Raw genomic sequence first — 24,528 nt, 5'->3', positions numbered from 1 at the left:
CAGGCGGAAGGTGCGGCCCCGGGCACAAACAATGCGCAAGATTGTGCAAGTCGCCTAAGCGGCCGGCGCCTACAGTGCGTCATGTGGCCGCACGGGCGGCCGTCCGAACCTTCCGATCATCATGTCTCCCAAGGATCTGCTGCTGGCCCTGACCGTTGTGCTGGTGTGGGGCGTCAACTTTGTCGTCATCAAGGTGGGCCTGCACGGCGTGCCGCCCATGCTGCTAGGTGCGCTGCGCTTTGCGCTGGTCGCGTTCCCGGCTGTGCTGTTCGTGCCGCGCCCGAAGATTGCGCTCAAGTGGCTGGTGGCTTACGGCGCCACCATCAGCTTCGGGCAGTTCGCGTTCCTGTTCTCCGCCATGTATGTGGGCATGCCGGCGGGGCTGGCCTCGCTGGTGCTGCAGTCGCAGGCGTTCTTTACGCTGACGATTGCCGCCATCGTGCTGCGCGAGCCGATCCGCTGGTTCCACCTGGCCGGCATGGCGGTGGCCGCGAGCGGCCTGGCCGTCATCGGTATGGCGGGTGGCGGCTCGGTCACGGGCATGACCACCGCCGGCTTCCTGCTGACGCTGTGCGCTGCGTTTTCGTGGGCCAGCGGCAATATCGTCACCAAGCGGATCGGGCCGGTGAATGTGGTGAGCCTGGTGGTGTGGGGCGCCGTCATCCCACCAGTTCCGTTCTTCCTGCTGTCGTACTGGCTGGAGGGGCCGCAGCAGATCGCACACAGCCTGGCGAACATCAGCTGGTCAAGCATCGGCGCGATCGTCTACCTGTCTTTTGGCGCCACCATCTTCGGCTACAGCCTGTGGAGCCGCCTGCTGGCGCGCTACGCCGCCAGCCAGGTCGCGCCGCTCACGCTGCTGGTGCCGGTGGTGGGGCTGGTGTCGGCCGCCGTGCTGCTGGGCGAGCGCCTGGTGCCTGCCCAATGGCTGGGCGGCGCGGTGGTGATGGCCGGGCTGCTGCTCAACGTGTTTGGCGGCCGGCTGGCCGCGCGGCGGGCGATGGCTTGATCGCCGCATCCCCATCAGAAACAAGCGCCCGGGGCCGAAAGGTACCGGGCGTTTTGCTTTGCGGACGACATTTGCGGGCGACATAGGATTTGGCCCGTTTCGGGCACAATACCGGGTCCAATTCCCGCCATTTCGCCCGCACACGCATGCGGGCAGCCTCGTCTTCTGGAGACCACATGAAGTTCGCCCCCACGCTCGCCTCAGCGGCGGTGCTGGCCGGCTTGGCACTGTCCGCCACGCCCGCGCTGGCCGCCGTTGATGCTGCCCGCGCCTTGTCCATCGCCAACCAGAACGCCTGCATGGGCTGCCACGCCGTCGACCGCAAGCTCGTCGGCCCGGCCTACCAGGACGTTGCCGCCAAGTACAAGGGCGATGCCGGCGCGCAAGCCAAGCTCATCAAGAAGGTGCGCGAAGGCGGCATGGGCAATTGGGGCCAGATCCCGATGCCGGCCAATCCGAAGATTGCCGATACCGATCTGAAAACCGTGATCGACTGGGTGCTCGCGGGCGCCCCGGCCAAGTGAGGAACGGACGATGAACGACGCAATCAATCTGGGCCGCCGTGACGTACTGCGTGCCGGCGCCATGATGGCGCTGCTGGTGTCTGCCGGCATTGCCACGCCGGCCCAGGCGGCCGAATGGAACAAGGCCGCCTTTGCCGTGAAAGGCGTGAACGACGTGCTCAAGCAACTGGGCGGTGGCGCGGTGGAGAAGGGCGGCGCCGGCATCCAGCTCACCGCACCGGACATTGCTGAAAACGGCGCCGTCGTGCCGCTGGTCGTGACCAGCACGCTGCCGGGCACCGACCTCATCGCCATCCTGGTCGAAAAGAACCCGAACACGCTGGCCGCCACGTTCGCCATTCCCGCCGGCACCGAACCGTTTGTGAGCACGCGCGTGAAGATGGGCGAGACGTCAACGGTCTACGCCGCCGTGCGCGCCAACGGCAAATGGGTGCTGGCGAGCAAGGAAGTGAAGGTCACCCTGGGTGGCTGCGGCGGTTAAACATCGGGAGAAACACACCATGGCAGACCCGATGCGCATTCGCGCAATGGAAAACGGCGGCACCACCGACGTGAAGATCCTGATGAAGCACGACATGGAAACCGGCCAGCGCAAAGACGCGTCCGGCAAGGTCGTGCCCGCCTGGCACATCACCAACGTAACGGTGCAGCACAGCGGCAAGACGGTGCTCGACGCCCAGTTCGGCCCGGCCGTGTCGAAAGATCCGTTCCTGAACCTCAAGTTCAAGGGCGGCGCCAAGGGCGACAAGGTGACGGTCACCTGGGTCGACAACCACGGCGACAAGCGCACCGACGAAACGTCTATCCAGTAAGCCCCCGGAGGCTCAAATGCGACGCAGCTTCTTTCGTGTGACCGCCGCGCTGGCGGCATTGGGTGTGGCCGGCAAGGCCGCTGCCCAGAACGCCCCGCGCGCAGGCGGTGCCGGTGCCCGCTACAAGGTGGTCTACCAGTTGAGCGAAGGGATCGACCAGGCCGTGCGCGCCATCGGGAACCTGCGCAACCACCTGAACGGCGCGCCCGGCACGAAGATCGTGGTGGTGGCGCTGGGCCACGGCATCGACTTCCTCGTTGAAGGCGCCAAGGATGCGCAGGGGCGCCCGTTCGATGCGCCCGTGGCCGCGCTGGCCAGCATGGGCGTGGAGTTTCGCGTGTGCCACAACTCGCTGATGGCCTTCAAGGTGCCGGAAGACAAGCTGCTGCTCGAAGCCAAGGTGGTGCCGGCCGGCGTGGTGGAAATCACCCGCCTGCAGCAGGAAGAAGGTTTCGCCTATATCAAGCCGTAGGCGACCCACGGAGGGGACCGTGAAACACAAGACATGGACGATGGTGCTGGCTGCGGCGTTGGCAGCCGGCGGCGCCGTAATGGCATCCGCCCAGGACGCCAAGGACAGCACCGCCGCCGGCATCGCGCAGTACCGCGAGATGCTGGCCGACGGCAACCCGGCCGAACTCTGGGAAGCCGCCGGCGAAGAACTCTGGAAGAAGCCCGCCGGCCCCAAGCAGGCCTCGCTTGAAGCGTGCGACCTGGGCCTGGGCCCCGGCGTGGTGAAGGGCGCCTACGCCAAGCTGCCGCGCTTCTTCAAAGACACCGGCCGCGTGATGGACGCCGAACAGCGCCTTATGTACTGCCGCATGACGCTGCAGGGGCTGACCAAGGAAGAGGCGTCGGCCCGCCCGTTCTCGTCGCCCGGCAAGGCGTCGGACATTGAACGGCTGATGGCCTACGTCGCATCGGAATCGCGCGGCGCGGCCATCGACATTCCGCTCGCCCATCCTGAAGAAAAGCGCGTGTACGAACTGGGCCGCCGCATGTTCTTCTACCGCGGCGGCGCGTATGACTTTGCCTGTGCCACGTGCCATGCCCAGCCGGGTTTGCGCATCCGCCTGCAGGAGCTGCCCGATCTGCTGACCGCCGACGGCGCGCGCTTTGCGTATTCCACCTGGCCGGGGTATCGCGTCTCGCAGGGCGAGGTACGCACGATGCAGCACCGCCTGTATGACTGCCTGCGCCAGCAGCGCTTTCCGGAACCGCTCTACGGCAGCGAGGTGATTACCGCGCTGGAGATGTTCCTCGCCCGAAACGCCAACGGCGGCAAGATGGACGCGCCGTCCATCAAACGCTGACACGATGAGGCCACGCATGACCCGACTGACCCCCATCGTTCTGACGGCGCTCACATTGGCGCTGGCCGCCGGCACCGCGCAGGCAGCCGACGCCGCCAAGGCCGTCACCGCACCCAAGCCCGAAGCCAAGGCCGACGCGGCCCTCGCCAAGGTCATCCAGGAGAGCTTTGTCTCCAAGGGCCCGGCCACCGTGGAAGGCGTGACCGAGCGCGACGACGTGCAAAAGGTCTGCAGCCAGTTTGCCGACCGTAACGCCGTGCCCGCCGCCGTGGCAAAGAAGCTGGAAGACGCGCAATTCAAGACCATCCACTACCCGGCAGACAACACCTGGCTGGGCGACTGGAAGGAAGGCGAGAAGACCGCGCAGAGCGGCCGCGGCATGCAGTTCTCCGACCCGGCTGGCACTGTGAACGGCGCCAATTGCTACGCCTGCCACCGCCTGTCGAAAGACGAACTGTCGTACGGCACCATCGGCCCCTCGCTGTACCAGTACGGCAAGCTGCGCGGCGATTCGGAGGCGATCCTGCGCTACACGTGGGGCAAGATCTACAACTCCAACGCGTATGCGGCGTGCTCCAACATGCCGCGCTTCGGGCACAAGGGCATCCTGACCGAGCAGCAGATTCGCGACGTGATGGCGCTGTTGTTCGATCCGGCATCTCCCGTCAACCAGTGACCTCATAACGCCATGCACACGCTTCGACGGTTCCTGATGTGGACGGCAGCGGCGATGGTGTTTGCCGCAAGCACCGTGCAGGCCGTCGAAGTGGGCGATGTGGTGGCGCTGCCCGAGGTTCAGTTGCTCGACGGCACGCGCGTGCCGGGCGATGCATGGCGGGGGCACCCCGTCATCATCGCCACGTGGGCGTCGTGGTGCCCGTTCTGCGCGCTGCAGAACCCGCGTCTGCAAAAGCTCTACGACGCCACGCGCGGCACGGACCTGCGCATCCTCACCATCAGCATCGATGCCAACCCGCAGCTTGCGAAGGACTACGTCGCCAAGCGCGGCTTCACCTTCCCGGTGACGATGGAAACCGACGCGCTGTGCGCCGCCACCGGCCCGCGCAAGGGCCTGCCCGAACTGCTCGTGCTCGACGCCGAGGGCCGCGTGGCGCGCAAGGAAGTCGGCGAGATGCTGGAAGACGACGTGGCCGACCTCGCACGCTACGCGCACAGCCCCAAGCAATGAACCGCCGCGAATTCGTTCAAGCCCTGGCGATTGCCGCAGCCGCCGGCCTGCGCCTGACCGACGCGCACGCCGATACGTTCAGCTACGACGTACCCCCTTTCGGCAACGTCCACCTGCTGCACTTCACCGACTGCCACGCGCAGTTGCTGCCCATCGAATACCGCGAGCCCAGCGTCAACCTGGGCGTGGCGCAATGGGCCGGGCAGCCGCCGCATCTGGTGGGGCACGCGTTGCTCAAGCGGTACGGCATCGCGCCGGGCTCGCGCGCCGCGCACGCGCTTACGTCACTCGACTTTACCGAGGCCGCGCGCCGCTACGGCCGCATGGGCGGCTTCGCGCATCTGGCCACGCTCATCAAGCGCCTGCGGGCCACGCGCCCCAATGCGCTGCTGCTGGACGGCGGCGACACCTGGCAGGGCTCCGCCACCGCGTTGTGGACCAACGGCCAGGACATGGTCGACGCCGCCCTCGCGCTGGGCGTGGACGTCATGACCCCGCATTGGGAGATGACCTACGGCGCCGACCGCGTGCGCCACGTGGTCGATCACGACTTCAAGAACAAGGTCGCCTTTGTCGCGCAAAACATCCAGACCGCCGACTTTGGTGACCCGGTGTTCGACCCGTACGTGCTGCGCGAGCTGAACGGCGTGCCGGTCGCCATCACTGGGCAGGCGTTTCCGTACACGCCCATTGCGCACCCGGCGGATTTCACGCCTGACTGGACCTTCGGCATTCAGGAAGAACGGCTGCAGAAGATGATTGACGAGGCGCGCGGCAAGGGCGCCAAGGTGGTCGTGCTGCTCTCGCACAACGGCATGGATGTCGACCTCAAGCTCGCCTCGCGCGTGCGCGGGTTGGACGCCATCCTGGGCGGGCATACGCACGATGCCGTGCCCGCGCCTGTCAAGGTCAGCAACCCGGGCGGCGTGACGCTCGTGACCAACGCGGGCGCCAACGGCAAGTTTGTCGGTGTGCTCGATCTGGATGTGCGCGGCGGCACCGTGCGCGACATCCGCTACACGTTGCTGCCCGTGTTTGCCGATCTGCTGCCGCCCGACCCGGCCATGACGGCGCTGATTGACCGCGTGCGCGCGCCGTACAAAGACAAGCTGGGCGAAACGCTCGCCACCAACCGCGGCCTGCTGTACCGGCGCGGCAACTTCAACGGCACGTTCGACCAGCTCATCGTCGATGGGCTGATGCACGCGCAGGGCGCCGAGATTGCCTTCTCGCCCGGCTTCCGCTGGGGCACCACGCTGCTGCCCGGCGAGGCCCTGACCATGGAAGCGCTGATGGCCCAGACTGCCATCACGTACCCGGCCACCACGCTGACCGAGATGACCGGCGCCACCATCAAGACCGTGCTGGAAGACGTGGCCGACAACCTGTTCAACCCAGACCCGTACTACCAGCAGGGCGGCGACATGGTGCGCACCGGCGGCCTGCGCTACACCATCGACCCGATGAAGCCCATGGGCCAGCGCATTACCGACATGCGCCTGGGGCCGGGTGACGGCAAGCCCATCGACGCCGACCGCCGCTACAAAGTGGCCGGCTGGGCCGCCGTATCGCCCGAAGCCCGCAAGGCGGGCGGCCGCCCCGTGTGGGACGTGCTGGCCGACTGGCTGCGCGACCAGCGCGAAGTGACCGCAAGGCCGCTGAACACGCCGCGCATTATCGGCATGGAAGGCAATCCGGGCATGGAAAACGCGGGTTGACCCCCCGATTGAAAGCGCCCGGGGAGTTCGGGTAGACTCATCTTCCACGGGCCGATAGCTCAGCTGGGAGAGCGCCGCGTTCGCAATGCGGAGGTCGGGAGTTCGATCCTCCTTCGGTCCACCAAAAACACTTCCAGCAGCACCTGGGATGGTCTGAAGACCCCGCAAACATCAAGGTTTGCGGGGTTTTTTGTTCCTGCGCGTCTGGCTTGATCCATTGACATCCGGGGGCACCCGGGGGCATGTGGGGCATTGTTGGGGGCACTTTGGAAGCCGCGCAGATTGATGCCACCATGAAGACCGGAATGCCCCTGACCGATGTTGAAATCCGTGGTGCGCGGCCGAGCGATAAGACCTACCAGCTGGCTGACGTGGCGGGCATGTACTTGGAAGTCTCCCGGGCAGGCGCCAAATATGGGCAGCTCAAGGACCGGTTTACTGGCAAGGAGAAGCGGCTGGCGCTTTGCGTCTAGGTACATGGAGCGCGTTGAGTGATGCGGTCTGCAGAGGGTGGGGCTGGTCGGGGCGAACGGATGCTGGGCGGTGCATCTTTGGTTGCACGTAGCATCGGCGAGCTAAAATCGCTCGGTTCCCTGCACGTGAGCTGCCATAGGCAGCAATAGCGCAAATGAGCGACCTGAAATTGAAGTCTTGCGGCTTTTCAACCTCGGCGAGCCGTGGCGGTTGTCGCAATGAGTGTTGGGCGGAACGAGAAAGGCATCGACAATGATGAAGTACGTTAACGACTCGGATCAAATCTCGCGACTTGTTTTGCATGGATACAAATCCATCGCTGAATGCGATCTGGAACTGGGGCGACTCAACGTACTGATTGGCGCCAACGGCGCGGGCAAATCCAATTTCATCGGGTTCTTTCGTCTGATAAACCGCATCCTGGATCAGCAGTTGCAAACCGCCGTCGGATTGGCTGGTGGTCCGGATGCTTTGCTGCACTATGGGCGCAAGAAGACAGAAGAACTGCGGGCTGAGCTGTACTTCGGTAACAACGGATACCAGTTCACGCTACGGCCCACTCAAGATAATCGGATGATGTTTGCTCATGAGGCGCTATGGTGGAACATGCGTGGAGACTGGCATCCCGCCTCAGGTCATTTTGAAACTCATTACAAGGAGCGGCGCCACCATGGAATGATCTGGGATTTCGTCGTCCCTGCTATGCGCAGTTGGCGCCTGTACCACTTCCATGACACCAGCGGCAGTGCTCTTGTCAAACAGATCCATAACGTTAACGACAACGAGTATCTGCGTGATGATGCTCGTAATCTGGCGGCCTTTCTCCTGCGGTTGAAGAACCATCACGACGAACACTACCAGCGTATCGTCAAGGCGATTCGCTTGGTTGCGCCTTTCTTCGGCGACTTTCATCTAAGGCCTACTGTCGACAACAAGGAAAAGATTCAACTCGAATGGACGGAGCAGGGCCAAGACGAGCCGTTCACTGCCAGTGCTTTGTCCGACGGCACACTGCGGTTCATTTGCCTAGCCACTGTGTTGCTTCAGCCGGAAGACTTCATGCCGGCAGCCATCTTGATCGACGAGCCGGAACTGGGGCTACATCCGTTTGCAGTCAGCGTACTAGCCGGGTTGATGAAATCTGCATCGCAGAAGCATCAATTGATCGTCTCGACCCAATCCGTGGAGTTGGTCAACGAGTTTGACGCAGAAGATCTGATAGTGGTCGACAAGCGAGGTGGGGCGTCCAGCTTTGCGCGACCGGATGCCCAGGCGCTGTCTGAATGGCTGGCTGAATACAGCCTTGGGGACTTGTGGAAGAAGAACCTCCTCGGTGGCAGGCCTGGGCGATGAGTCGCGTCTATCTGCTCGTAGAGGGCCAAACGGAAGAGGCCTTCGTTAACGAATTGCTAGTGCCTCACTATGCGCGGATGGGGCTCTACCTTACGCCCATCATTGTTAGCACCAGCCCTGGCTATCGCGGTGGTGTGGTCAGCTTTGCCAAGATAAAGCCCCAGATCGAAAAACTCTGTAAGCAAGACAATGGTGCGCACGTCACCACGCTGTTTGACTTATACGCGCTACCGGACGATTTTCCCGGTAAGAGCAGTGCGGCCTATCCTGCTGGGATGAGTGGACAGCGCAAGGCAGAGTTTTTGGAAACAGAACTTGCCAAGAGCATCGGGCAACGCAACTTCATCCCCAACCTGCTCGTTCACGAGTTCGAGGCGTTACTGTTCGTCCAGATTGAAACCTTTGAGCAGTGGACCGATGATGATTCCGTTCTGGAACCGTTGCGTGCAGTGCGGAGGACAACTTTGCCGGAGGACATCAATGACAGTCCCCTTACAGCTCCTTCCAAACGCATCCTGTCGGCTTGGCAGGGTTATCAAAAGACGTTCCATGGACCATTGATTGCGTGCGACATTGGGCTGGACACCATGCGTGCGGCTTGCCCGCATTTTGATGGGTGGCTGCAGAAGCTAGAAGCGCTTCGCGTGGTGGCTCCCCTTTCCTAGAGGTCGTAGCGGTCGCCGTGCCATTGACTGCGCTATTTATGCTGTAAGCGACAGGGGCGTAGTTGTTCCGCGAGGCTCAGCGGTGGGGTGTTATTGGAGGCATAGCCATATGCCCCCTTGCCCCCGTGCAGCGCACTTAGTGGGCAAAAAGCAGAACCGAAAGGTCTATTCGGGACGCGTTCAACTTTTTTCTTCTTCCCGCGCACACTTAGGACAGGTAGAAATCAAATCCTCAGAGATTTGATAGTAGTAGGGGATCCAAAATGTCAGCCCGTCTGATCTGATGGCGTCAAAAGCATTGCGTTTTATGGCCACTACGCCGGATTCGCTGTTCATTTTCTGATCCATGACCAAAACGTCGCTGAGTGGCAAATCGTTAGGGTTGTAGATTAGAACCTCCCCTGGCTGACGCTTATATGCCTCCTCATTGTCTCCGGGTCGACCATAGGCTATATCTATCGCGCGAATCCAATTTGTCGGCTTTGATTTTTCTTTGCACCAGTTAATGACGGACTCTAATTTTTGCTCAGTGAATTTTCTCTGAAAATCTCCATGCTTCTCACATACGTCATATTCAACAAGACTGCCGAATTCATACTCGTAGGAGTACGGACCTGCGGTCAAAGGAAGTCGGAAATATTGTTGGATGGGGGCGGGTTCAACAGCCGTTCCGGCCAAAAGCTCCATCAGAATGCTGTAAAAGCCATATAGGCACGTATCATCACGATCAGGCCTTTCATGGACCAAGGGCTCAGTTAGGGCTGTCAGCGACGAATTTGAGAGCGCCACCTGCTTGTCGTCACCAAAGAATAATATTCCCTTGGTTAAAATTACAACGGCATTACATAAATTCTTGCTGGGTGTTTCGCGAGCAAAATCGGTGAGTTCAGCAACAATCGCAACCCAATCCAAATCAGTGTCAAATGCAAACAGAATGCCAAATCCGCTTTGGCATTTTGGCATACCGATTTGGATTTGATGCAGGTGCGAGCTGTGACGTTTTAAGCTTTTAAAAGATGCAATGTTAAGGAGTCCGTCGCGTATATCTTTTTTTGTAGCCTTTGATTTAACTTGAATCGTCCCGTATGCAACTTCCACGGGAAATACATCGTAAACTCGATCCTCACGCATCAAGGAAATGGAGTCGAGCGAGTCAATAATGAGAAGGTCAAGCTCTTTACTCAGATGCCCGGTCGTCGATGCGACACGAACGCTAGTGTCGGAGACAGCATATCTAGCGGGAAGCAGGCCGGTTCGCGTCAGAAACGTTCGGACAATTTCTTCTCGTGCAGTACCCACATCACGAGGATGCTTGATTTTTTTTGTCTTCTCGAAAGCCTCAATCACGTTCTTCTGAGCATCCTTAAGTTCACGCTCTAAGCCGTGAAACTCCCGATCTTTAGATCGAAGTGCGATCGCTCGCGCAGACCTGTCTGCGAAGTAGGCTTTTAGATTTTTCTCTCTTTCGGCGAAGGCTTTTTTCTCTTCACGTTCCTGCGCAGTAAGCCTTTTTCGTGTTTTTCTTGCTGTTTGCATGGGTACATTCTCGCGATCTATAAGGTGGCTTTCCGGTGGCACTTGGTTTCTGAAGGTCCGGCAAGTAGATGCTGACATCTTGAAGCATCGGCCAATGGCTGAGAAGCTGAACGAAAACCTTATTGCTCATCTAGGCTTCGATGATCGAGAACAAGCCCCAGACGACAGCAGCAGAGACGGGCAAAGCGCGGCATCTCGCCAGTTCACTTTCAATCGCCCCTGTGGCGACTACCGCTCGTATGTTGAGGGAGCGTAGTATGCTGGGCCGCCCACAACGTATGCATGCGCAAAGTGCCTACGCCTGCATTCCGAGGTTGCACGCAAATCCTCCCCGGAGCGTCCTTTACCCCTCTTGCTTACAGAAATTCGCCGATGATCAAAATTCCGGGCAAGGTTGGGCTAGAGGCGTTGAAATCACCACTAGAAGGGCTTGCCAATGTCGCTCGAAGGCATTTCCACCTATTCATAGGCGAGATTGGGAAAAGCGCTTCAACAAAAAGCCCACGAGCCTCTCAGCATCGCGGGCTTTTCCACATCTAGGCCGCATCAAACCATCAGCAACCCCTCACCTCACTCCCCAGCCACCTCCTCGACCGTCTTCCGTGGTCCCCGACTAAACCGCGCCGACAACGTCCGCCGCGCCGAATCCAACCCTTCCCCTTTGCCCGCAACCTTCAGGTACGTGTAACCCTCCAGCGCGGCCGTCATCAGGTCACTGCCCATCGCCAGTTGCGAATCCTGCATCCTTTCCAGCAACTTCTCCACGCGGGCGAGGCGAGGGCGCAGTGTGTCAAAGCCCACCAAGTCACGTCGCATTTCCTGCAGGTTGAAATTGGCGGGAAGCACGCCGGGGTTGTTGCTCAGCAGTTCCACTGCCTGGCGGCAGAACGCTTCGGACTTGTCGCCCATCTTCATGAGTGTGCTGCGCTGCTCGACTGACAGGCCAATCAGGCCGACGAGCTTTTCTTCCAGTGTCTTGAGCGCACCGTCAATGGCGGTCAGGTCGGTGGCGCTGGGTTGAAACGAGATCAAGTTCTGAGACATTGCGTTCCTTCTAAAGCGGATATCAACGTCATGCCGATTGGCACAACCCGGTGAGGTTGGCTACCGCTGCGGCGTATCGCAATGCTGTACACAACTTTTGACGGAGAGCGCCCGCACATGGGGCGAGTGAATCGCCCCGACTTTCCTAGACACCCACGAGCCGTGGGGAATGGCGTTGTTCGAACTCTACCGGCGATAGTCCGTTGGCGCTCGAATGGCGCCGTGTTGGGTTGTAGAACATCTCGATGTAGTTGAAGACGTCGGACTTGGCCTCCTGCCGTGTGGCATAGATCTGTCGGCGCACCCGCTCGCGTTTGAGCAACTGGAAGAAGCTCTCCGCCACGGCGTTGTCGTGGCAGTTGCCGCGCCGGCTCATGCTGCACAGCAGGTTGTGCTCGCGCAGGAAGCTTTGCCAGGTGTGGCCGGTGAACTGACACCCCTGATCCGAGTGAATCAGCACCTGCTGGTGCGGGCGGCGCCGCCACAGCGCCATCAGCAAGGCATCCAGCGCCAACTGGGTATCGATGCGCTGCCCCATGGACCACCCGACGACCATGCGTGACCACAGGTCGATGACCACGCTCAGGTACAGCCAGCCTTCGTGTGTACGGATATAGGTGATATCGGTCACCCAGGACTGGTTCGGAGCGTCGACTGTGAACTGCCGCTGCAGATGATTGGGGGCGACCACCGCCGGCTTGCCGGCACGCCCGGCAGGGCGTCGGCGGTAGCCTGATTGAGAACGCAATCCCTCGGCCTTGAGCAGCCGCGCCACGCGGTGTTTGCCGCAGCGCTCACCCAAGTCGCGCATGTCCAGGGTGAGCTTGCGATAGCCATAGACCCCGCCGCTCTCCAACCACGCCTGCTTGAGTAGTCCAAGCAGGCGCTGGTCGTCCTTCGCACGCGGGCTCAAGGGCTGCGCCTGCCACGCGTAATAACCGCTGGGATGCACCGCCATCGCTTTGCACAGACGGCGCACGCTGTATTGACCCGCGTGCGCCTTGATGAAGGCGTACCTCACCCGGACTGCTTGGCAAAGTACGCTGCGGCCTTTTTTAGGATGTCGCGCTCCTCGGTCACCCGTTTGAGCTCGGCCTTGAGCCTACGTACCTCCTCGGATTGCGATACCTGCCCTTGCGGCTCTGCCACGGGCTGGCGTCGCTGTTTGATCCACTGGTACAGGCTGTGCTGGCTCACGCCTAACCGCTGCGCGACCTCGGCCACGCTGTGGCCTCTGTCCAAGACCTGATTGACCGCCTCAACCTTGAATTCTTCGGTGTATCTCTGCGCACTCATCGCAACTCCTGTCTAACCTCTAGTTTGAGGCTCACAGGTGTCTACTGGGGCCGGGGCGATTCACCCTCAAACAGTGAAACGCCAGTGTTTGACCCTCGCGTTCCACTCTCTGAGGGTGAAGCGCCACTGTTTGAGGGTGAAGCGTGACCTGCTGACAGTGGCTGCCCGCGAATCAAGAATCCAACTTTCGCCGCTGCCCCCCTCGCTATAATCCATTCCGCTGCCGCACCAACGGCAGCCGGGTTTGGCGACCTGCATAAAGTTCTTAGAGAGGCTATCGCGCAAGCGATGGTCCGCTTCTGCTCGCTTGTGTCTATGGCGGGCCGGGCGGGGAGACCTTCGGGTCTGCCGGTCGTTCTCTAAGGGCCGGTTCGCCAGCCCCGCCGTCAGGCCCGCCACCCCTCGTCTGGCGACGAATGGCGTGCCTCCACTGCAACTTAGAGAGGCCGACATGCCACCTGTCGAAAGCGGGCACCGCCCCGCATCGTACCCATCTCCACCCGCATCACCCAGTCCACCGCCCACGTCCTCCGACACAGGCAGGCTCACCAAAAACCGCACCTACCTGAACGGCGCAATCGCAGCGCAGGCGTATCTCAAGCGCACACGCACCGCCATGCGTACACACGGCCAATGCCGCCCGGGCATGCTGCGCGAGCAGCTTCAGCATCTGTCCGCGCACGCATTCCCGCCGGCTTTTATCAAAGGCTTTGTGGACGCGATTGACGCGTACGTATCGATGTCGCTCGGGGGCCGCGATGTCGATCCGCAGACGTGGGACGTATTAGCCGCCATAGAGCGGCGGGGCTACAGCCAATAACAACAGATTGACGCATTCCCGTGACGGGCGGGAATGCCTGTGTAGGGTCGGAGTTGCAGTTGCAGTTGCAGTTGCAGTTGCAGTTGCAGTTGCAGTGGCGCGTTGGCTGCTGGAGCTGCCCGCTTGCGGCCAGAAGGCGACATTCACCGGACATTCCCGCCCCAAGCGCGGCGGTGCTTTCCCGCTCCGGTTAAGCTGGGAATTCCCCATTTTTTGCAGAACGTTGCGCCGCTATAATCGGCTACCCTCGTAGTCCACTTTTCCATGTCCTTCGCCCGCCGCCTTTTCGTATGGCTTGCGCTCCTCGGTATGGTGCTGCATGCGCCATTGCCGGCGATGCCGCATGGGCAACAGGTGGAATGGCTGGCCAGCCAGACCATTTGTAGTGCGAGTGGCATGCACAGCGAGGGGATGACCACGCAGTCATCCGGCAATCAAGACGACTCCGGCGCCGGCCACAGCGACATGCTGTGCTGCCTGGTTTGCGCGGACCTCGCTTCCAATCACGCGGCACCTCCGGCCGCTTGGGCTTTCGTTGAGCAACGCGGCTTGCATTTTGCCGTGCCACCGCTTCCTCCGTCGGGCTTCTACCGACATCCTGGCAGGTTACTGGCGGCCGCCCGGGCACCGCCGGTGGCGTAGCGCACGTCGTCTATATGACCCATGGCGCGCTGCCTGCGCACCATTACGCCAACGGCGGAGACTCCGCCCGTGCCTTGCCAGGACTTTCATGAATCCGATTCTTCGCGCCGGAGCCGCCGGCGCAGCCTTGTTGTCCCCTGCGTTTGCTTTTGCCTGCGCCACCTGCGGCTGTTCGCTGAGCACCGATGCCGCCATGGGCTACTCCGCCATCCCCGGCTGGCGCATCAGCCTTGATTACACGTACATCCCGCAGAACCAGTTGCGTCACGGCACACGCTCGGTCACGCCGGCGGAGGCCGCGAGCATCAATGCCGCCGGAGGCAACCAGGAGGTGGAGCGCCAGACCATCAACCGCTACACCAACCTGAGCATCTACTACAGCCCGAACAGCAGTTGGAGCTTCGGCGCAATCGTGCCTTACGTCAACCGCAGCCACACGACATACGGCTCAGCCACGCCCGACCAACTCACCCCGGACAACGTAAGCGGCGCCACGGCCAGCGGCCTGGGCGACATTAAGCTCATCGCCAACTACCAAGGTTTCCTGCCGACGCACAATCTGGGCGTTCAATTGGGCGTGAAGCTGCCGACCGGCCGCTACGGCGGCCAGGACGTGAACACCGGCGCCACGGTGGGGCGCAATCCGGTGTTCTTCAACAGCGGCCCCAACGCAGCGGGTGGGCAGGCGCTCGATACCAGCCTGCAACCAGGTACCGGCAGCACCGACTTGATTCTCGGCGCCTACTACTACCAACCCGTCAGCCAGGATTTCGATGCCTTCATCAACGGTCAATTCCAAGCGGCCGTGACCCACAGGCTGCGTGATGCCGGCGCCGACTTCCGGCCAGGTAATGCCGCGACAATGAGCTTCGGCCTGCGCTACGAGGCCAATCCGCACATCGTGCCGCAGTTGCAGTTCAACGTGACGCGCAAGGGGGCTGACAAGGGGGCGCTGGCTGACACCACCAATACGGCCGGCACGGTGGTTTATCTGTCGCCGGGCGTGACGGTCAGTGTGGCGCACAACCTGCAGGTCTATGCTTTCCTGCAGAAAGCGCTGTACAGCAACCTGCAGGGCTATCAACTCTTCCCGCGCTGGTCGGGCACAGTCGGAGCGAGCTATGCGTTCTGATGCGGACATGAACCCGATGCAAGGGCCCGGGCCGAGGCGCGCCTGGCTGCGTGCCGCAGGCGCGCTTGCCATGGGAGCCGGGCTGGGCGGCCGACAGGCGGCGGCGCACGCGGCCACTCTGGAGGTTGGGCGCCCCGCACCACCCCTCGTCCTGCACACTCTGGACGGGCGCAGCATTGCGACCGATGATCTGCGCGGTCAGGTGGTAATCCTGACGTTCTGGGCGACGTGGTGCGGTCCTTGCCGCACGGAGCTTCCGCTGCTATCAGCCTACGCCGCACGCCATGCCGACAAGGGCTTGCGCGTACTGGGCTTCAGCCTGGACGAGCCAGCGGAGCTGCCGGCCGTGCGCGAAGTAGCGGCCAAGCTGAGCTTTCCGGTAGGCCTGCTCGGCAGCGCTTACGCGGGCGGCTACGGCCGCATCTGGCGCCTGCCCGTCAACTTCACGGTCGACCGCAAAGGCCTGCTGGCCGACAACGGCTGGGACTCGCGCGAGCCCGCCTGGACGGCCGAGCGCCTGGAGCGCGTTGTCACACCTTTGTTGCGTTGAGGGTGGGCGGGCGATTGAGTAGCGTTCGCGCCGAGCTACTCGCCGTCACCGGGTAGTGTCGCGTCGGTGATTTGGTAATGGACATTCGACGATAGGGAGCGACAGGTGGCCTTGGGTCGGTAGCGGGCGTCGACCGATAGAGTTTCGGCTGGCTGCTACCGGCCAAGAGCAGCCATTCGGTACCGGCCATGAGGTGACATTCAACTATGCCATCCCCCAGTTTTCGTCTTACAGCAATGTATGCCGAGGGCGAAATGCAGTCCGTCGCTCGGCGTTATGTTCCAGCTTGCGTTGTGGAGGCGCTTCACCTTGAGCCGACCGCGCCATGGTTCTTGGTAAAAACAAAGACAGATATGGAGCGTGACCTGCTGAGAATGACTGAAACGCTCCTGAGCGAGTTCCAGGCAGTGTTTCGGGCATGCGGGTGCCCTGATGACATCGTCCGACGGCTCGCGTTTACGTTCCAGTCACTTGAGACCGTAGAGCGAGACTATGGGGGCAACTGGTATTGGGCGTTGAAGTAGTCAACGTTTTGCCCAACACACCTACCCTCGAAACCTCCCGCCGCCCCTCAGCCCCTCAGCCAAACTTGCGCGCCGCATCGCGCGCCAGGCCAGAACCGATCCCGCCGAACAGGTCGCCCTCGACGCGCCGCGCCGACGGCAGCACTTGCGCCAGTTGCTCGCGCAGCAACGGCACCCCGCTGGAGCCGCCGGCAAAAAGAATGGTATCGACCTTTTCCGCTGCAACGCCCGCCGTCTTCAGCATCGCCTGCACCGTCGAGACCGTCTTGCCGACCAGCTTCCCAATCGACTGGTCGAAATCCTCGCGCGTGACGGGCTGCTTCAACTCGGGCGCGATGCGGTGCAGGTCGATCTCCGCCACCGGGGCGTCCGACAGCGCGATCTTCGCGGCTTCCACCTGAATAGCGAGCCAGTGGCCGGCGCGCTCGCGGATCAGGCGGATGAGGCGGTCGAGTTTTTCGGTGTCGGCGACATCTCGGTAGTTGTCCATCACCACCGTCCACGCCTTGCGCGTGTACACGTGGTTGATCGTGTGCCAGCTCGCCAGGTCGAAATACTGGCCGGACGGCATGGCCTTGCCGTTGCGCAGCGTGCTGTTCAGGCCCAGCAGCGGCATCACGCTGGCCAGGCTGAGGGCGCGGTCGAAGTCGGTGCCACCAATGTGGACGCCGCCGTTGGCGAGGATGTCGTCGCGGCGGTCAAGGCGTTTCGCGCGGTCGGGCGACAGGCGCACGAGCGAGAAGTCCGACGTACCGCCGCCAATGTCCGCCACGAGCACAAGTTCTTCACCGCTGATGCCGGCTTCGTAGTCGAACGCGGCGGCGATGGGCTCGTACTGGAAGGCGATCTCGTCAAAGCCGGCGTCGCGCGCGATGTCCGCCAGCGTGTCTTCGGCAAGCTGATCGGCCTTGGGGTCTTCGTCGATGAAGAACACCGGGCGGCCCAGCACGGCGCGGCGGAATTCATGGCCGGCGGCATGCTCGGCGCGCCGCTTGAGTTCGCCAATGAAATGCGCCAGCAGCTTGCGGAAGGGCATGGCCTGGCCCATGACCTCGGTGCTGTCGTCCATCATCGATGTGCCGAGCAGGCTCTTGAGCGAGCGCATCAAGCGGCCCTCGTAGCCGGCAAGATAGTCGGCCAGCGCGGCCCGCCCGTAGCTGACCGTCGGGTCTTCGGCATGAAAGAAGATGACGGAAGGCAGGGTCGCCTTGCCGTCTTCGAGCGGCAGCAGGGTGGGTGCGTCCGGTCTCAGCCAGCCGACGGTGGAGTTGGACGTGCCGAAATCGACGCCGCAGGCGTTTGACATCATAGGATTTGGGGCTTCTGGAGTGCAGCTGGAGGCATGCGCCTGCACGGGTGTCAGGAACAGGCGCCACCGGCGAAGGGCCGCTATTGTAGTGGCTTTGTGCGACGGATCTGCACGACGGTGGATGCCTTGGTTGCCACGCCTATTTGGGCTTCCAGGATGGGCTGTTTCATGCGGCTAACGTTGCAGACCAAAACACAACGCAACACGCCCACCGCGTGCAAAAGACACGGGCGGGCGCATTGCTGGTTGTCCAATGAACAGTGAAGGCGGCGAAGGCGGTGAAACAACCCGCCCACCCAATTACTTCAAGCGCGCCTTCAGCTCTTCACTGGCTTGATGCAGCGCTGCACGCGTTGCAGGCACGCCGGCCAGCGCATTGAGCAAGCCGAAGTCGTGGATCATGCCGTTGTAGCGCGTGGCGGTCACATCCACACCCGCTGCGTCGAGCTTGCGTGCGTAGGCTTCGCCTTCATCGCGCAAGACATCCTTCTCGGCCGTGATCACCAGTGCCGGCGGCAGCCCCTTCAACTGAGCGGGCGTGGCCAGCAGCGGCGATGCGTAGATCTGCTGACGCTGTGCCGGATCAGTCGTGTAGGCGTTCCAGAACCACTGCATCATCGGCTTGGTCAGGAAGTGCCCCTGCGCAAACTCGTCGTACGACGCGTTCTCGAAGCTGGCATTCGTGACCGGTCAGAACAGGACTTGGGGGAAGGGCGTGCGGGTCAGACCAGGCTCAGGCGTACGTCGATGTTGCCGCGCGTTGCATTGGAGTACGGGCAGACGATGTGCGCGCGGTCGATGAGCGTTTGCGCTTCGGCCGGGTCCATGCCGGGCAGGCTGATCTTCAGGTCGACTTCAATGCCAAAGCCGTTCGGAATGACGCCGATGCCAACGGTGCCCTGTACGGACACATCTGCCGGCACGCGGATCTTGTCGCGCGCGCCCACAAACTTGATGGCGCCCAGGAAACACGCGCTGTAGCCGGCAGCAAACAGCTGTTCGGGGTTGGTGCCTTCGCCGCCGGCACCGCCGAGTTCGGTCGGCGTGGTCAGGCGCACGTCGAGCCGGCCATCGTCGGTGATGGCGCGACCATCGCGGCCGCCGGTGGCGCGAGCATTGGCACGGTAGAGGACGTTTTCGATCGACATGGTGGTTCTCCTGTGAGAGGGGTGGTGGTACGCGCATCGGCTGTCGAGGCCGCTCCGCATTGCTTACTATTAAATAGCGCGCTACTTAATCGATTTAAAAAACGGACGCGATCAGGCGCCCGTCGGCGATACGTATGTGCTCAGGCGGCGTTCTTGAAGAGCCGCCCCCGCAATGCATTCAACTGTGTGCGCAGTTCTTCCAGCTCGCCGGGCGCGCACTCTATGGCCGCAGCCATGCATGCCGGCACTTTCTCGGCCCGCTTCTCCAGCGCCTTGCCTGCCGCCGTGAGCGAGATGATCACCCGCCGCTCGTCCTCAGCCGAGCGCTGCCGCTCGATCAGCCCCGCCGCCTCCAGCCGCTTCAACAGCGGGGTGAGCGTGGCGGAGTCGAGGAACAGGCGCTCGCCAATCTCCGACACCGTTTGGGCGTCCTGCTCCCACAGCACCAGCATGACGAGGTATTGCGAATACGTCAGGTCCAGCGCCTTGAGCAGTGGCCGGTACGCCTTGTTGATCCCGATCATGGTCGAGTACAGCGCAAAGCAAAGCTGCTCGTCCAGGGCGAGGTCACGGCGTGCGGAGGAAGGCTTGCGTGTGTTCATGGAGGAGAATATATATAGTGTGCTATTGAATTGCAAGCTAATTTTTTTGATGGGCTGTTCGGTGCGGGCGAGGCGTGATCAACGCACGCAAAAGCGGGCCGCTAGAATGGGCCGCACACACGTTGCCAGCACTCCGAGAACTCAGCGGTTTCCTAGTCTCCAATTCTGGATATGGGCGGGTCATGACCACATTGATTCTTATCGCACTGTTTCTGGTTGCCCTGCTATGGGCAGCGTTCCCTGGAACGAAGTTGCCTGCACCGTTCAGTGGCCGCAGCTGTCAGGGGAAAAACTGGCGCAGAGCTTTCCCGTCAGCCTCAAAGCTGGAGATTCGAGAATTTCTGCTGCTGTTTGTCGGCGCGTTTGCGTTGCGCGACGGGGAGAAGCTGATGCTCAGCCCGGATGATGAAGTTCTGGCGATATATCGGGCCTTATATCCACGGCAATGGACTCCAGACGCGCTTGAACTAGAAACCCTGGCAAAGGATGTTGAGAAGCGGTATGGGCTGGAGTTGTGCCATGTCTGGAACGAAAGGCTAAGCCTCGGTCAGCTGTTCGCACACGCCCAGCAGCACGCCCGCGGAATGCCGGTCGGCCACACAAATTTCTCCTGACCAGTAACCCTCATATGGAAGAGCAACCATGAAGCGCCGCTACGTGACAGCCGACGTGTTCACCGACATCCCGCTCCAGGGCAATCCAGTCGCGGTGGTGCTGGATTGCGAAGGCTTGTCGACCGAGCAGATGCAATCCATCGCAGCTGAATTTGGTTACACCGAAACGACGTTTGTCTTTCCGCCCCGAGACCCATCGCATACCGCATGGGTACGGATATTCACGCCGTCGCGAGAGATTCCGTTTGCCGGCCATCCCAACATCGGAACGGCTTTTGTGCTGGCCACGAAGGCCGCAGAAGCAGGCGAGCCGTTACCGGACACCCTGGTCTTTGATGAAGCGGCAGGCGTGGTGCCGGTTCGGCAGCTCATGGAAGGCACCACCGTTGTCGGCGGTGAACTCGTTGCGCCGGAGCAGCTGTCGCTGCGCTCTGAAGTTGCCGCCGAAAGCGTTGCCGCCTGCCTCTCGCTTGATGCCAAAGACATTCAAGTTGACGTCCACCGGCCGATCGTCGCATCGGTGGGGCTGCCCTTCCTCATTGTTGAGCTGCGCTCGCGGGATGCCCTGCGCCGCTGCGTACCGAACCCGGTTGCGTACAAGGCCACCTTGCCGCTCGATGGCGCCGTCTCTATCTACGCGTACACGCGGGACGTCGGAGACGACGGCATTCAGGCGGGGTGTGATTTGCAATCGCGGATGTTTACACCGCGCATGACAGAGGACCCCGCAACGGGCAGCGCAACGTGCGCCACGGTTGCGCTCCTGGCTGCAACGCGCTCGGTGCCCGAATTGACGTTGCGCGCGCGGCAAGGCGTCGACATGGGGCGCCCCAGCACACTCGTCGCATCTTGCGAGAAGACAGGCGACACATCGACAGTTCGCGTCGGCGGAAAATGCGTAGCCGTCATGGAAGGTACATTCTGGCTGCCGGTGTTGCACTGACTCGCCTGCGGCCACCGTTGAGTACCGGCCAGAAGCGGACGTTGCCTCGCTGGAAGAGGAACACCAATACCCCGCAATCCGCTGTTGGCAAGCCATTGCGCCGCTTGTGGCGCCAAATGGATCGCTGACGTGTGCGCGGGTTCATGTCGCCACCAATGAAGACAAGGAGAACCGCATGATCAAAGTGACCGTGATGTACCCCTACGCCGAAGGCGCACGCTTCGACCACGACTATTACCGCGAACGCCACATGCCGCTGGCGAAGGCGCGACTTGGCAATGCCTGTGCGTATTACACCGTCGATAAAGGCCTGGCCGGCGGAGCACCCGGCACGCCACCTGCCTACGTGGCGATGTGCGCGTTCATCTGTGAATCGGCCGATGCGTTCCAGGCGGCCATGAAGCAGCACGGCGCGGAGATCCTGGCCGATATCGTCAACTACACCGACATTGCACCGGTGCTTCAGATTAGCGAGGTCGTCGTCGAGCGCTCGGATCGTTGAGTCCGGCGGGCCGCCAGCGAGATCGTGTATCCGGCGGGGCGGCACCGTGATTTACGGGCGGGTCGCCGGCAAGCCGGAAGCCGCCCTGGGCCGCCCTAGGCCGCGCCCTCCTGCGGCTTAGAGTGGACCGAGCCGTCTTTGCTCGGCGGGCTGGGACAGGGACCGGTCGCTCAATCAACGCCATGCCATTCCGGTTAGCGAGGTGGCAGCTTGGCTCACTGCAAACCTCACGTCGCGCCGCAGCGCGTAAAGCAGGCGCGGTCGCGCTTTGCGGCGCTTCGACCTATAGCGACCTGAGCCAGGCCACCGATTGCGCCAGCGCACCCTTGCCGGCGTCGGTGTCCAACCGGAACTGATATTCGTGCCCGAGCGGGGGCTGGTAGTCCTTCGGGAAGAAGAGGCTCGTTACATTCACTCCCTGCGCCTGCAGCGCGGCTGCGAGGGCCACCGACTGCGGCCCAAGCGGATCGGCATTGCCCGCACTCACAAACGCGCGAGGAAAGCTGCGGGAGATGTAAGGGGTGATCGACATGGTGTCGAACCCCGGCACCTGATGCCAATCTCGCTTGCCGCTGTACGCCCACGCGGTCGCCTTGACGAACCAGGCACCCAAGCCGCCGCTTTGGCCCATCTGCGTGATGTCGTACACGCCGCAATAGAGCAAGACGCCGGCGATCTGATTTGCCAATGGCTCGGGTGAGATTCGCAGCGCTTGCGCATAGCGCTCGTTCGTCACCAAGGCCGCCGTCTGCGCCGCGATTTGCGCCCCCGCACTGTCGCCCGCCAAGACCATCTTGTTTGCATTGATCTTCAATTGCGAAGCCTGCGCGGACAGGAACGCAAGCGCCCTGTTGGCCTGCCGGATGGGCGTGGGATAGGTCGCCTCGGGCGCGATGGTGTAGTCCACATTGACGACCGTAAAGCCGTTGCCTGCAAGGATCTTCAGATAGTTGGCGAGATCGGCCCGGCGTCCGGAAACAAATCCGCCGCCATGAAACCACACGACGACAGGACCGTCCGGGGTGGCCGCCTTGCCGCGATAGATGTCCAGGCGCCCATCCGGATCGCTGGGGTCGTAGACCAGGCCGGTTTGCACAGCCACATCGTCGGGAACAAACGGCTCCAATGCGTTGGATGCCTGCGCGGCGCCGTGATCGAAGATGGCGCGGATGACCAACACGCTGGGCCATGGCGATGCAAGGACAGCGATCACCACAATCATCAACAGAAGCAGGGCAGAAAGGACAAGGCGTTTCATGGCCATAGCGCAAATCCTCCCGGGTGAGTCGTATTGACCTTTTTGCGGCTGGTCGATGGTGGCAGTTCGCGCGATTCTAGCTTCCCATCGCCGGCGGGTGGTTGGAGTCCATGGCGTGACCGCCTTGCCGGGAGCGAGCCAGCGTGCCTCATAGGGTGAGAGCGTCGTCGCTGTCGCGGTATGTGCGTGAGTGTCGACAAACGTAGCCGCTTCACGGCTGAAACATTCCATTTGGCATGCCTGACCGGACGATCCCTTGTCCGGGCAGGTTTGCTTCCCTCAATTCAGTGACTTGCCTGTTTCAGCCATGACACAAAAATGCGTGCTGCAGGGGTGCATGGTCTCTCCTGACGGGTGATTTTCTAGACAAATCAGGCGGTTAGTCGTCATGGCATGGATGTCGCTCTAGGGCCCCCGGGGAGGAGCGAGCCATGCCGACAATCACCTCACAGCGCCATGCTTGGCGTTGGGCGACCTTTTGCGCGATAGAGCCGACCGCACTGGCTGCGTGTCTGGCGATGGCGCTTGCTTTGGCGCCGGCACATGCCGACGAGGGCGACATCATCGTGCAGCGCGATGTCACCCCGCGCGTCGCCTATCGGGGCGTTCAGACCGATGCACTGCCCATCCGCACGGCGGTGAGCCCGTTTCCTACGCAGGCGTTCAATCAATCCGTCGGGTCGGTCATGTCGGTGCTGTCTGACGGCGAACTCGGCGCATCGCGCGCCGCTTCCGGCAACGCAGCGACAGGCCTGCAGCGCGCCCTGACGTCATCCACGGGAACCGGATTGCAACCCACCGCGGGCGGGCTTTCCGTCGGTAATGCCGTGAGCGGCGCTGCCGTTGGCGGCGTAGGCGGGCAAGTGGTGCAGGCCACGGCGGGCATTGCGTCGCAGATCAGCGGCGCACTGGCGCCGCTCTCGCGTGGCGGGCAGCCGTGAAGTCTCTAACGTGGCACTTCGTAGTGGCGGTGCTCAGCGCCGTGCCGGCTGGCGCGGCGTGGGCCCAAAGTGCGCCGGTGTCCGCCGTAGTGGAGGGCGATGCCGCTGCAAACACGGCCGGGCGCGTGGCCGTCAATCAGGCCTCGGGGGCGGGCAACGTGCAGGCCAACGTGGCCGCCGTGTCGACCGATGAGGCCCGCGTCGTGTCATCGCAGTTTGTCGGGCGGGTACGGTCGGGCGTATCGGCATCGAGCCGGCTGGCGGGCGCGTCTTTCAATGGTGCGGCGGGTCTGGTGTCGATCAATCAGGCCAGCGGTGCCGGCAACGCACAGGTCAACGTCGCGGTGATCGCCCCCACTGCGTCGGTTGTGCAACAGCAATCCCATCACATCGAGCCACTTGCCGACAGTGCCCTGTCGGGCGTGGCTTCACAGTCTCGTCGTCAGGATGCCGCGCCCGCGGCGGAGGGCAGGCAAGACGCGTCGATTGCATCGACGGCGTTGCGCAATACCTCCGGCGTTGTGCAGGTCAACCAGACGGCAGGAACGGGGAATGTCGTATCCAACGTCTTTGTGCTCCGTCCCCCGGCGGGCACTCTTTTTTAACAGCA

28 protein-coding genes, 1 tRNA gene and 1 pseudogene are annotated in these 24,528 nt (G+C 62.2%); 22 read left to right on the top strand and 8 right to left on the bottom strand.

Translation table 11 applies throughout. The features are described 5' to 3' along the window. The first annotated feature begins 121 nt into the window (after positions 1-121). The 13 genes from RP6297_RS14570 (at position 122) to RP6297_RS14510 (ending at position 9,057) form a co-directional block, all read left to right on the top strand. Entirely contained in the window at positions 122-1,009 is an 888-nt protein-coding gene (locus RP6297_RS14570) for an O-acetylserine/cysteine exporter (protein ID WP_009239612.1), read from the top strand. A gap of 176 nt (positions 1,010-1,185) precedes the next feature. Further along, complete coding sequence (locus RP6297_RS14565; protein ID WP_009239613.1) at positions 1,186-1,533, top strand: c-type cytochrome; 348 nt, start codon at positions 1,186-1,188, stop codon at positions 1,531-1,533. 10 nt (positions 1,534-1,543) lie between these two features. Beyond that, a complete protein-coding gene (gene soxY, locus RP6297_RS14560) occupies positions 1,544-2,014 on the top strand; it encodes a thiosulfate oxidation carrier protein SoxY (RefSeq protein WP_009239614.1) in 471 nt (156 codons plus the stop codon). Between the two features lie 19 nt (positions 2,015-2,033). Continuing rightward, positions 2,034-2,345, top strand: a complete 312-nt coding sequence (gene soxZ / locus RP6297_RS14555) for a thiosulfate oxidation carrier complex protein SoxZ (RefSeq protein WP_009239615.1) — start codon at positions 2,034-2,036, stop codon at positions 2,343-2,345. A gap of 16 nt (positions 2,346-2,361) precedes the next feature. After that, positions 2,362-2,817, top strand: a complete 456-nt coding sequence (locus RP6297_RS14550) for a DsrE family protein (RefSeq protein ID WP_004628735.1) — start codon at positions 2,362-2,364, stop codon at positions 2,815-2,817. Between the two features lie 40 nt (positions 2,818-2,857). Then, positions 2,858-3,658: a sulfur oxidation c-type cytochrome SoxA gene (soxA, locus tag RP6297_RS14545; protein ID WP_009277238.1), complete on the top strand. Its 801-nt coding sequence runs from the start codon at positions 2,858-2,860 to the stop codon at positions 3,656-3,658. Between the two features lie 16 nt (positions 3,659-3,674). After that, the gene (gene soxX / locus RP6297_RS14540; RefSeq protein WP_009239617.1) at positions 3,675-4,334 is read left to right on the top strand and encodes a sulfur oxidation c-type cytochrome SoxX; all 660 of its coding nucleotides are present in this window, start codon (positions 3,675-3,677) and stop codon (positions 4,332-4,334) included. Positions 4,335-4,346: 12 nt separating this feature from the next. Then, positions 4,347-4,847 carry a TlpA family protein disulfide reductase gene (locus tag RP6297_RS14535; RefSeq protein WP_009239618.1) on the top strand — a complete coding sequence of 167 codons (501 nt, stop codon included), beginning with the start codon at positions 4,347-4,349 and terminating at the stop codon, positions 4,845-4,847. Continuing rightward, the gene (gene soxB / locus RP6297_RS14530) at positions 4,844-6,565 is read left to right on the top strand and encodes a thiosulfohydrolase SoxB (RefSeq protein ID WP_009239619.1); all 1,722 of its coding nucleotides are present in this window, start codon (positions 4,844-4,846) and stop codon (positions 6,563-6,565) included. Before RP6297_RS14535 ends, soxB begins: the two co-directional genes overlap by 4 nt. Positions 6,566-6,613: 48 nt before the next feature. Further along, positions 6,614-6,689 (top strand) — tRNA-Ala (locus tag RP6297_RS14525). 181 nt (positions 6,690-6,870) lie between these two features. Further along, positions 6,871-7,038, top strand: a complete 168-nt coding sequence (locus RP6297_RS14520) for an Arm DNA-binding domain-containing protein (protein WP_317624088.1) — start codon at positions 6,871-6,873, stop codon at positions 7,036-7,038. 253 nt (positions 7,039-7,291) lie between these two features. Beyond that, positions 7,292-8,392 carry an AAA family ATPase gene (locus RP6297_RS14515; protein ID WP_009239621.1) on the top strand — a complete coding sequence of 367 codons (1,101 nt, stop codon included), beginning with the start codon at positions 7,292-7,294 and terminating at the stop codon, positions 8,390-8,392. Continuing rightward, entirely contained in the window at positions 8,389-9,057 is a 669-nt protein-coding gene (locus RP6297_RS14510; RefSeq protein ID WP_009239622.1) for a DUF4276 family protein, read from the top strand. The genes RP6297_RS14515 and RP6297_RS14510 overlap by 4 nt, the downstream gene beginning before the upstream one ends. A gap of 180 nt (positions 9,058-9,237) precedes the next feature. Here RP6297_RS14510 and RP6297_RS14505 read toward each other — a convergent pair whose 3' ends face one another. The 3 genes from RP6297_RS14505 to RP6297_RS14495 form a co-directional block, all read right to left on the bottom strand. Further along, a complete protein-coding gene (locus tag RP6297_RS14505; protein ID WP_009239623.1) occupies positions 9,238-10,593 on the bottom strand; it encodes a DUF6602 domain-containing protein in 1,356 nt (451 codons plus the stop codon). A 570-nt stretch (positions 10,594-11,163) separates the two neighbouring features. After that, complete coding sequence (locus RP6297_RS14500) at positions 11,164-11,637, bottom strand: hypothetical protein (protein WP_009239624.1); 474 nt, start codon at positions 11,635-11,637, stop codon at positions 11,164-11,166. 145 nt (positions 11,638-11,782) lie between these two features. After that, positions 11,783-12,933, bottom strand: a protein-coding gene (locus tag RP6297_RS14495; RefSeq protein WP_086003189.1) for an IS3 family transposase whose coding sequence is annotated in 2 segments (ribosomal slippage) — positions 11,783-12,687 and positions 12,687-12,933 — 1,152 coding nt in all. Because the reading frame shifts where the segments join, the coding sequence is not laid out codon by codon here. Positions 12,934-13,384: 451 nt separating this feature from the next. Between RP6297_RS14495 and RP6297_RS14490 the strand changes: the two genes are divergently transcribed. The 4 genes from RP6297_RS14490 (at position 13,385) to RP6297_RS14475 (ending at position 16,077) form a co-directional block, all read left to right on the top strand. Next, on the top strand, positions 13,385-13,753 hold the full coding sequence (locus RP6297_RS14490; protein WP_009239627.1) for a hypothetical protein: 369 nt from the start codon (positions 13,385-13,387) through the stop codon (positions 13,751-13,753). A 264-nt stretch (positions 13,754-14,017) separates the two neighbouring features. After that, positions 14,018-14,395 (top strand): DUF2946 family protein, encoded by a 378-nt coding sequence (locus tag RP6297_RS14485; RefSeq protein ID WP_009277243.1) that lies wholly within the window; start codon positions 14,018-14,020, stop codon positions 14,393-14,395. A gap of 88 nt (positions 14,396-14,483) precedes the next feature. Continuing rightward, positions 14,484-15,527, top strand: coding sequence for a transporter family protein (locus RP6297_RS14480; protein WP_009239628.1), 1,044 nt, complete (start codon positions 14,484-14,486; stop codon positions 15,525-15,527). Beyond that, positions 15,517-16,077: a TlpA disulfide reductase family protein gene (locus RP6297_RS14475; protein WP_009239629.1), complete on the top strand. Its 561-nt coding sequence runs from the start codon at positions 15,517-15,519 to the stop codon at positions 16,075-16,077. Before RP6297_RS14480 ends, RP6297_RS14475 begins: the two co-directional genes overlap by 11 nt. Before the next feature lie 579 nt (positions 16,078-16,656). Here RP6297_RS14475 and RP6297_RS14470 read toward each other — a convergent pair. The 4 genes and pseudogenes from RP6297_RS14470 to RP6297_RS14455 form a co-directional block, all read right to left on the bottom strand. Continuing rightward, positions 16,657-17,910, bottom strand: coding sequence for an Hsp70 family protein (locus tag RP6297_RS14470; RefSeq protein ID WP_009239630.1), 1,254 nt, complete (start codon positions 17,908-17,910; stop codon positions 16,657-16,659). A 300-nt stretch (positions 17,911-18,210) separates the two neighbouring features. After that, positions 18,211-18,600 (bottom strand): annotated as a pseudogene (locus RP6297_RS22770) (alpha/beta hydrolase fold domain-containing protein); the annotation flags it as partial. A gap of 32 nt (positions 18,601-18,632) precedes the next feature. Next, a complete protein-coding gene (locus RP6297_RS14460) occupies positions 18,633-19,058 on the bottom strand; it encodes an organic hydroperoxide resistance protein (protein ID WP_009239632.1) in 426 nt (141 codons plus the stop codon). A 140-nt stretch (positions 19,059-19,198) separates the two neighbouring features. After that, on the bottom strand, positions 19,199-19,660 hold the full coding sequence (locus RP6297_RS14455) for a MarR family winged helix-turn-helix transcriptional regulator (RefSeq protein WP_009239633.1): 462 nt from the start codon (positions 19,658-19,660) through the stop codon (positions 19,199-19,201). 182 nt (positions 19,661-19,842) lie between these two features. Here RP6297_RS14455 and RP6297_RS14450 point away from each other — a divergent pair, with 182 nt between their 5' ends. The 3 genes from RP6297_RS14450 to RP6297_RS14440 all read left to right on the top strand — a co-directional run bounded on the left by RP6297_RS14450 (position 19,843) and on the right by RP6297_RS14440 (position 21,719). Then, the gene (locus RP6297_RS14450) at positions 19,843-20,274 is read left to right on the top strand and encodes a hypothetical protein (protein ID WP_009239634.1); all 432 of its coding nucleotides are present in this window, start codon (positions 19,843-19,845) and stop codon (positions 20,272-20,274) included. A gap of 28 nt (positions 20,275-20,302) precedes the next feature. Next, positions 20,303-21,217: a PhzF family phenazine biosynthesis protein gene (locus RP6297_RS14445; RefSeq protein WP_009239635.1), complete on the top strand. Its 915-nt coding sequence runs from the start codon at positions 20,303-20,305 to the stop codon at positions 21,215-21,217. A 175-nt stretch (positions 21,218-21,392) separates the two neighbouring features. Further along, complete coding sequence (locus RP6297_RS14440; RefSeq protein WP_009239636.1) at positions 21,393-21,719, top strand: EthD family reductase; 327 nt, start codon at positions 21,393-21,395, stop codon at positions 21,717-21,719. 283 nt (positions 21,720-22,002) lie between these two features. On the opposite strand, the gene RP6297_RS14435 is transcribed toward RP6297_RS14440, so the two are convergent. Then, complete coding sequence (locus tag RP6297_RS14435; RefSeq protein ID WP_223293240.1) at positions 22,003-23,208, bottom strand: alpha/beta hydrolase; 1,206 nt, start codon at positions 23,206-23,208, stop codon at positions 22,003-22,005. Between the two features lie 200 nt (positions 23,209-23,408). On the opposite strand from RP6297_RS14435, the gene RP6297_RS14430 reads away from it, so the two are divergent. Together RP6297_RS14430 and RP6297_RS14425 are read left to right on the top strand one after the other, a co-directional pair. Next, positions 23,409-23,918, top strand: coding sequence for a hypothetical protein (locus RP6297_RS14430; protein WP_009239638.1), 510 nt, complete (start codon positions 23,409-23,411; stop codon positions 23,916-23,918). Beyond that, positions 23,915-24,523 (top strand): hypothetical protein, encoded by a 609-nt coding sequence (locus RP6297_RS14425; protein ID WP_009239639.1) that lies wholly within the window; start codon positions 23,915-23,917, stop codon positions 24,521-24,523. The genes RP6297_RS14430 and RP6297_RS14425 overlap by 4 nt, the downstream gene beginning before the upstream one ends. The last annotated feature ends 5 nt before the right edge of the window (positions 24,524-24,528 follow it).

This window comes from Ralstonia pickettii (genome assembly GCF_016466415.2).
Taxonomy (GTDB): Bacteria; Pseudomonadota; Gammaproteobacteria; order Burkholderiales; family Burkholderiaceae; genus Ralstonia; species Ralstonia pickettii.
This window is presented reverse-complemented; position numbering and strand designations above follow the sequence as displayed.

Excerpts from the sequence above, each read along its gene's own strand:
- RP6297_RS14570 (WP_009239612.1), top strand. The coding sequence starts at position 122 with ATGTCTCCCAAGGATCTGCTGCTGGCCCTGACCGTTGTGCTGGTGTGG.
- RP6297_RS14565 (WP_009239613.1), top strand. The coding sequence starts at position 1,186 with ATGAAGTTCGCCCCCACGCTCGCCTCAGCGGCGGTGCTGGCCGGCTTG.
- soxY (WP_009239614.1), top strand. The coding sequence starts at position 1,544 with ATGAACGACGCAATCAATCTGGGCCGCCGTGACGTACTGCGTGCCGGC.
- soxZ (WP_009239615.1), top strand. The coding sequence starts at position 2,034 with ATGGCAGACCCGATGCGCATTCGCGCAATGGAAAACGGCGGCACCACC.
- RP6297_RS14550 (WP_004628735.1), top strand. The coding sequence starts at position 2,362 with ATGCGACGCAGCTTCTTTCGTGTGACCGCCGCGCTGGCGGCATTGGGT.
- soxA (WP_009277238.1), top strand. The coding sequence starts at position 2,858 with ATGGTGCTGGCTGCGGCGTTGGCAGCCGGCGGCGCCGTAATGGCATCC.
- soxX (WP_009239617.1), top strand. The coding sequence starts at position 3,675 with ATGACCCGACTGACCCCCATCGTTCTGACGGCGCTCACATTGGCGCTG.
- RP6297_RS14535 (WP_009239618.1), top strand. The coding sequence starts at position 4,347 with ATGCACACGCTTCGACGGTTCCTGATGTGGACGGCAGCGGCGATGGTG.
- soxB (WP_009239619.1), top strand. The coding sequence starts at position 4,844 with ATGAACCGCCGCGAATTCGTTCAAGCCCTGGCGATTGCCGCAGCCGCC.
- RP6297_RS14520 (WP_317624088.1), top strand. The coding sequence starts at position 6,871 with ATGCCCCTGACCGATGTTGAAATCCGTGGTGCGCGGCCGAGCGATAAG.
- RP6297_RS14515 (WP_009239621.1), top strand. The coding sequence starts at position 7,292 with ATGATGAAGTACGTTAACGACTCGGATCAAATCTCGCGACTTGTTTTG.
- RP6297_RS14510 (WP_009239622.1), top strand. The coding sequence starts at position 8,389 with ATGAGTCGCGTCTATCTGCTCGTAGAGGGCCAAACGGAAGAGGCCTTC.
- RP6297_RS14505 (WP_009239623.1), bottom strand. The coding sequence starts at position 10,593 with ATGCAAACAGCAAGAAAAACACGAAAAAGGCTTACTGCGCAGGAACGT.
- RP6297_RS14500 (WP_009239624.1), bottom strand. The coding sequence starts at position 11,637 with ATGTCTCAGAACTTGATCTCGTTTCAACCCAGCGCCACCGACCTGACC.
- RP6297_RS14490 (WP_009239627.1), top strand. The coding sequence starts at position 13,385 with ATGCCACCTGTCGAAAGCGGGCACCGCCCCGCATCGTACCCATCTCCA.
- RP6297_RS14485 (WP_009277243.1), top strand. The coding sequence starts at position 14,018 with ATGTCCTTCGCCCGCCGCCTTTTCGTATGGCTTGCGCTCCTCGGTATG.
- RP6297_RS14480 (WP_009239628.1), top strand. The coding sequence starts at position 14,484 with ATGAATCCGATTCTTCGCGCCGGAGCCGCCGGCGCAGCCTTGTTGTCC.
- RP6297_RS14475 (WP_009239629.1), top strand. The coding sequence starts at position 15,517 with ATGCGTTCTGATGCGGACATGAACCCGATGCAAGGGCCCGGGCCGAGG.
- RP6297_RS14470 (WP_009239630.1), bottom strand. The coding sequence starts at position 17,910 with ATGATGTCAAACGCCTGCGGCGTCGATTTCGGCACGTCCAACTCCACC.
- RP6297_RS14460 (WP_009239632.1), bottom strand. The coding sequence starts at position 19,058 with ATGTCGATCGAAAACGTCCTCTACCGTGCCAATGCTCGCGCCACCGGC.
- RP6297_RS14455 (WP_009239633.1), bottom strand. The coding sequence starts at position 19,660 with ATGAACACACGCAAGCCTTCCTCCGCACGCCGTGACCTCGCCCTGGAC.
- RP6297_RS14450 (WP_009239634.1), top strand. The coding sequence starts at position 19,843 with ATGACCACATTGATTCTTATCGCACTGTTTCTGGTTGCCCTGCTATGG.
- RP6297_RS14445 (WP_009239635.1), top strand. The coding sequence starts at position 20,303 with ATGAAGCGCCGCTACGTGACAGCCGACGTGTTCACCGACATCCCGCTC.
- RP6297_RS14440 (WP_009239636.1), top strand. The coding sequence starts at position 21,393 with ATGATCAAAGTGACCGTGATGTACCCCTACGCCGAAGGCGCACGCTTC.
- RP6297_RS14435 (WP_223293240.1), bottom strand. The coding sequence starts at position 23,208 with ATGGAATGTTTCAGCCGTGAAGCGGCTACGTTTGTCGACACTCACGCA.
- RP6297_RS14430 (WP_009239638.1), top strand. The coding sequence starts at position 23,409 with ATGCCGACAATCACCTCACAGCGCCATGCTTGGCGTTGGGCGACCTTT.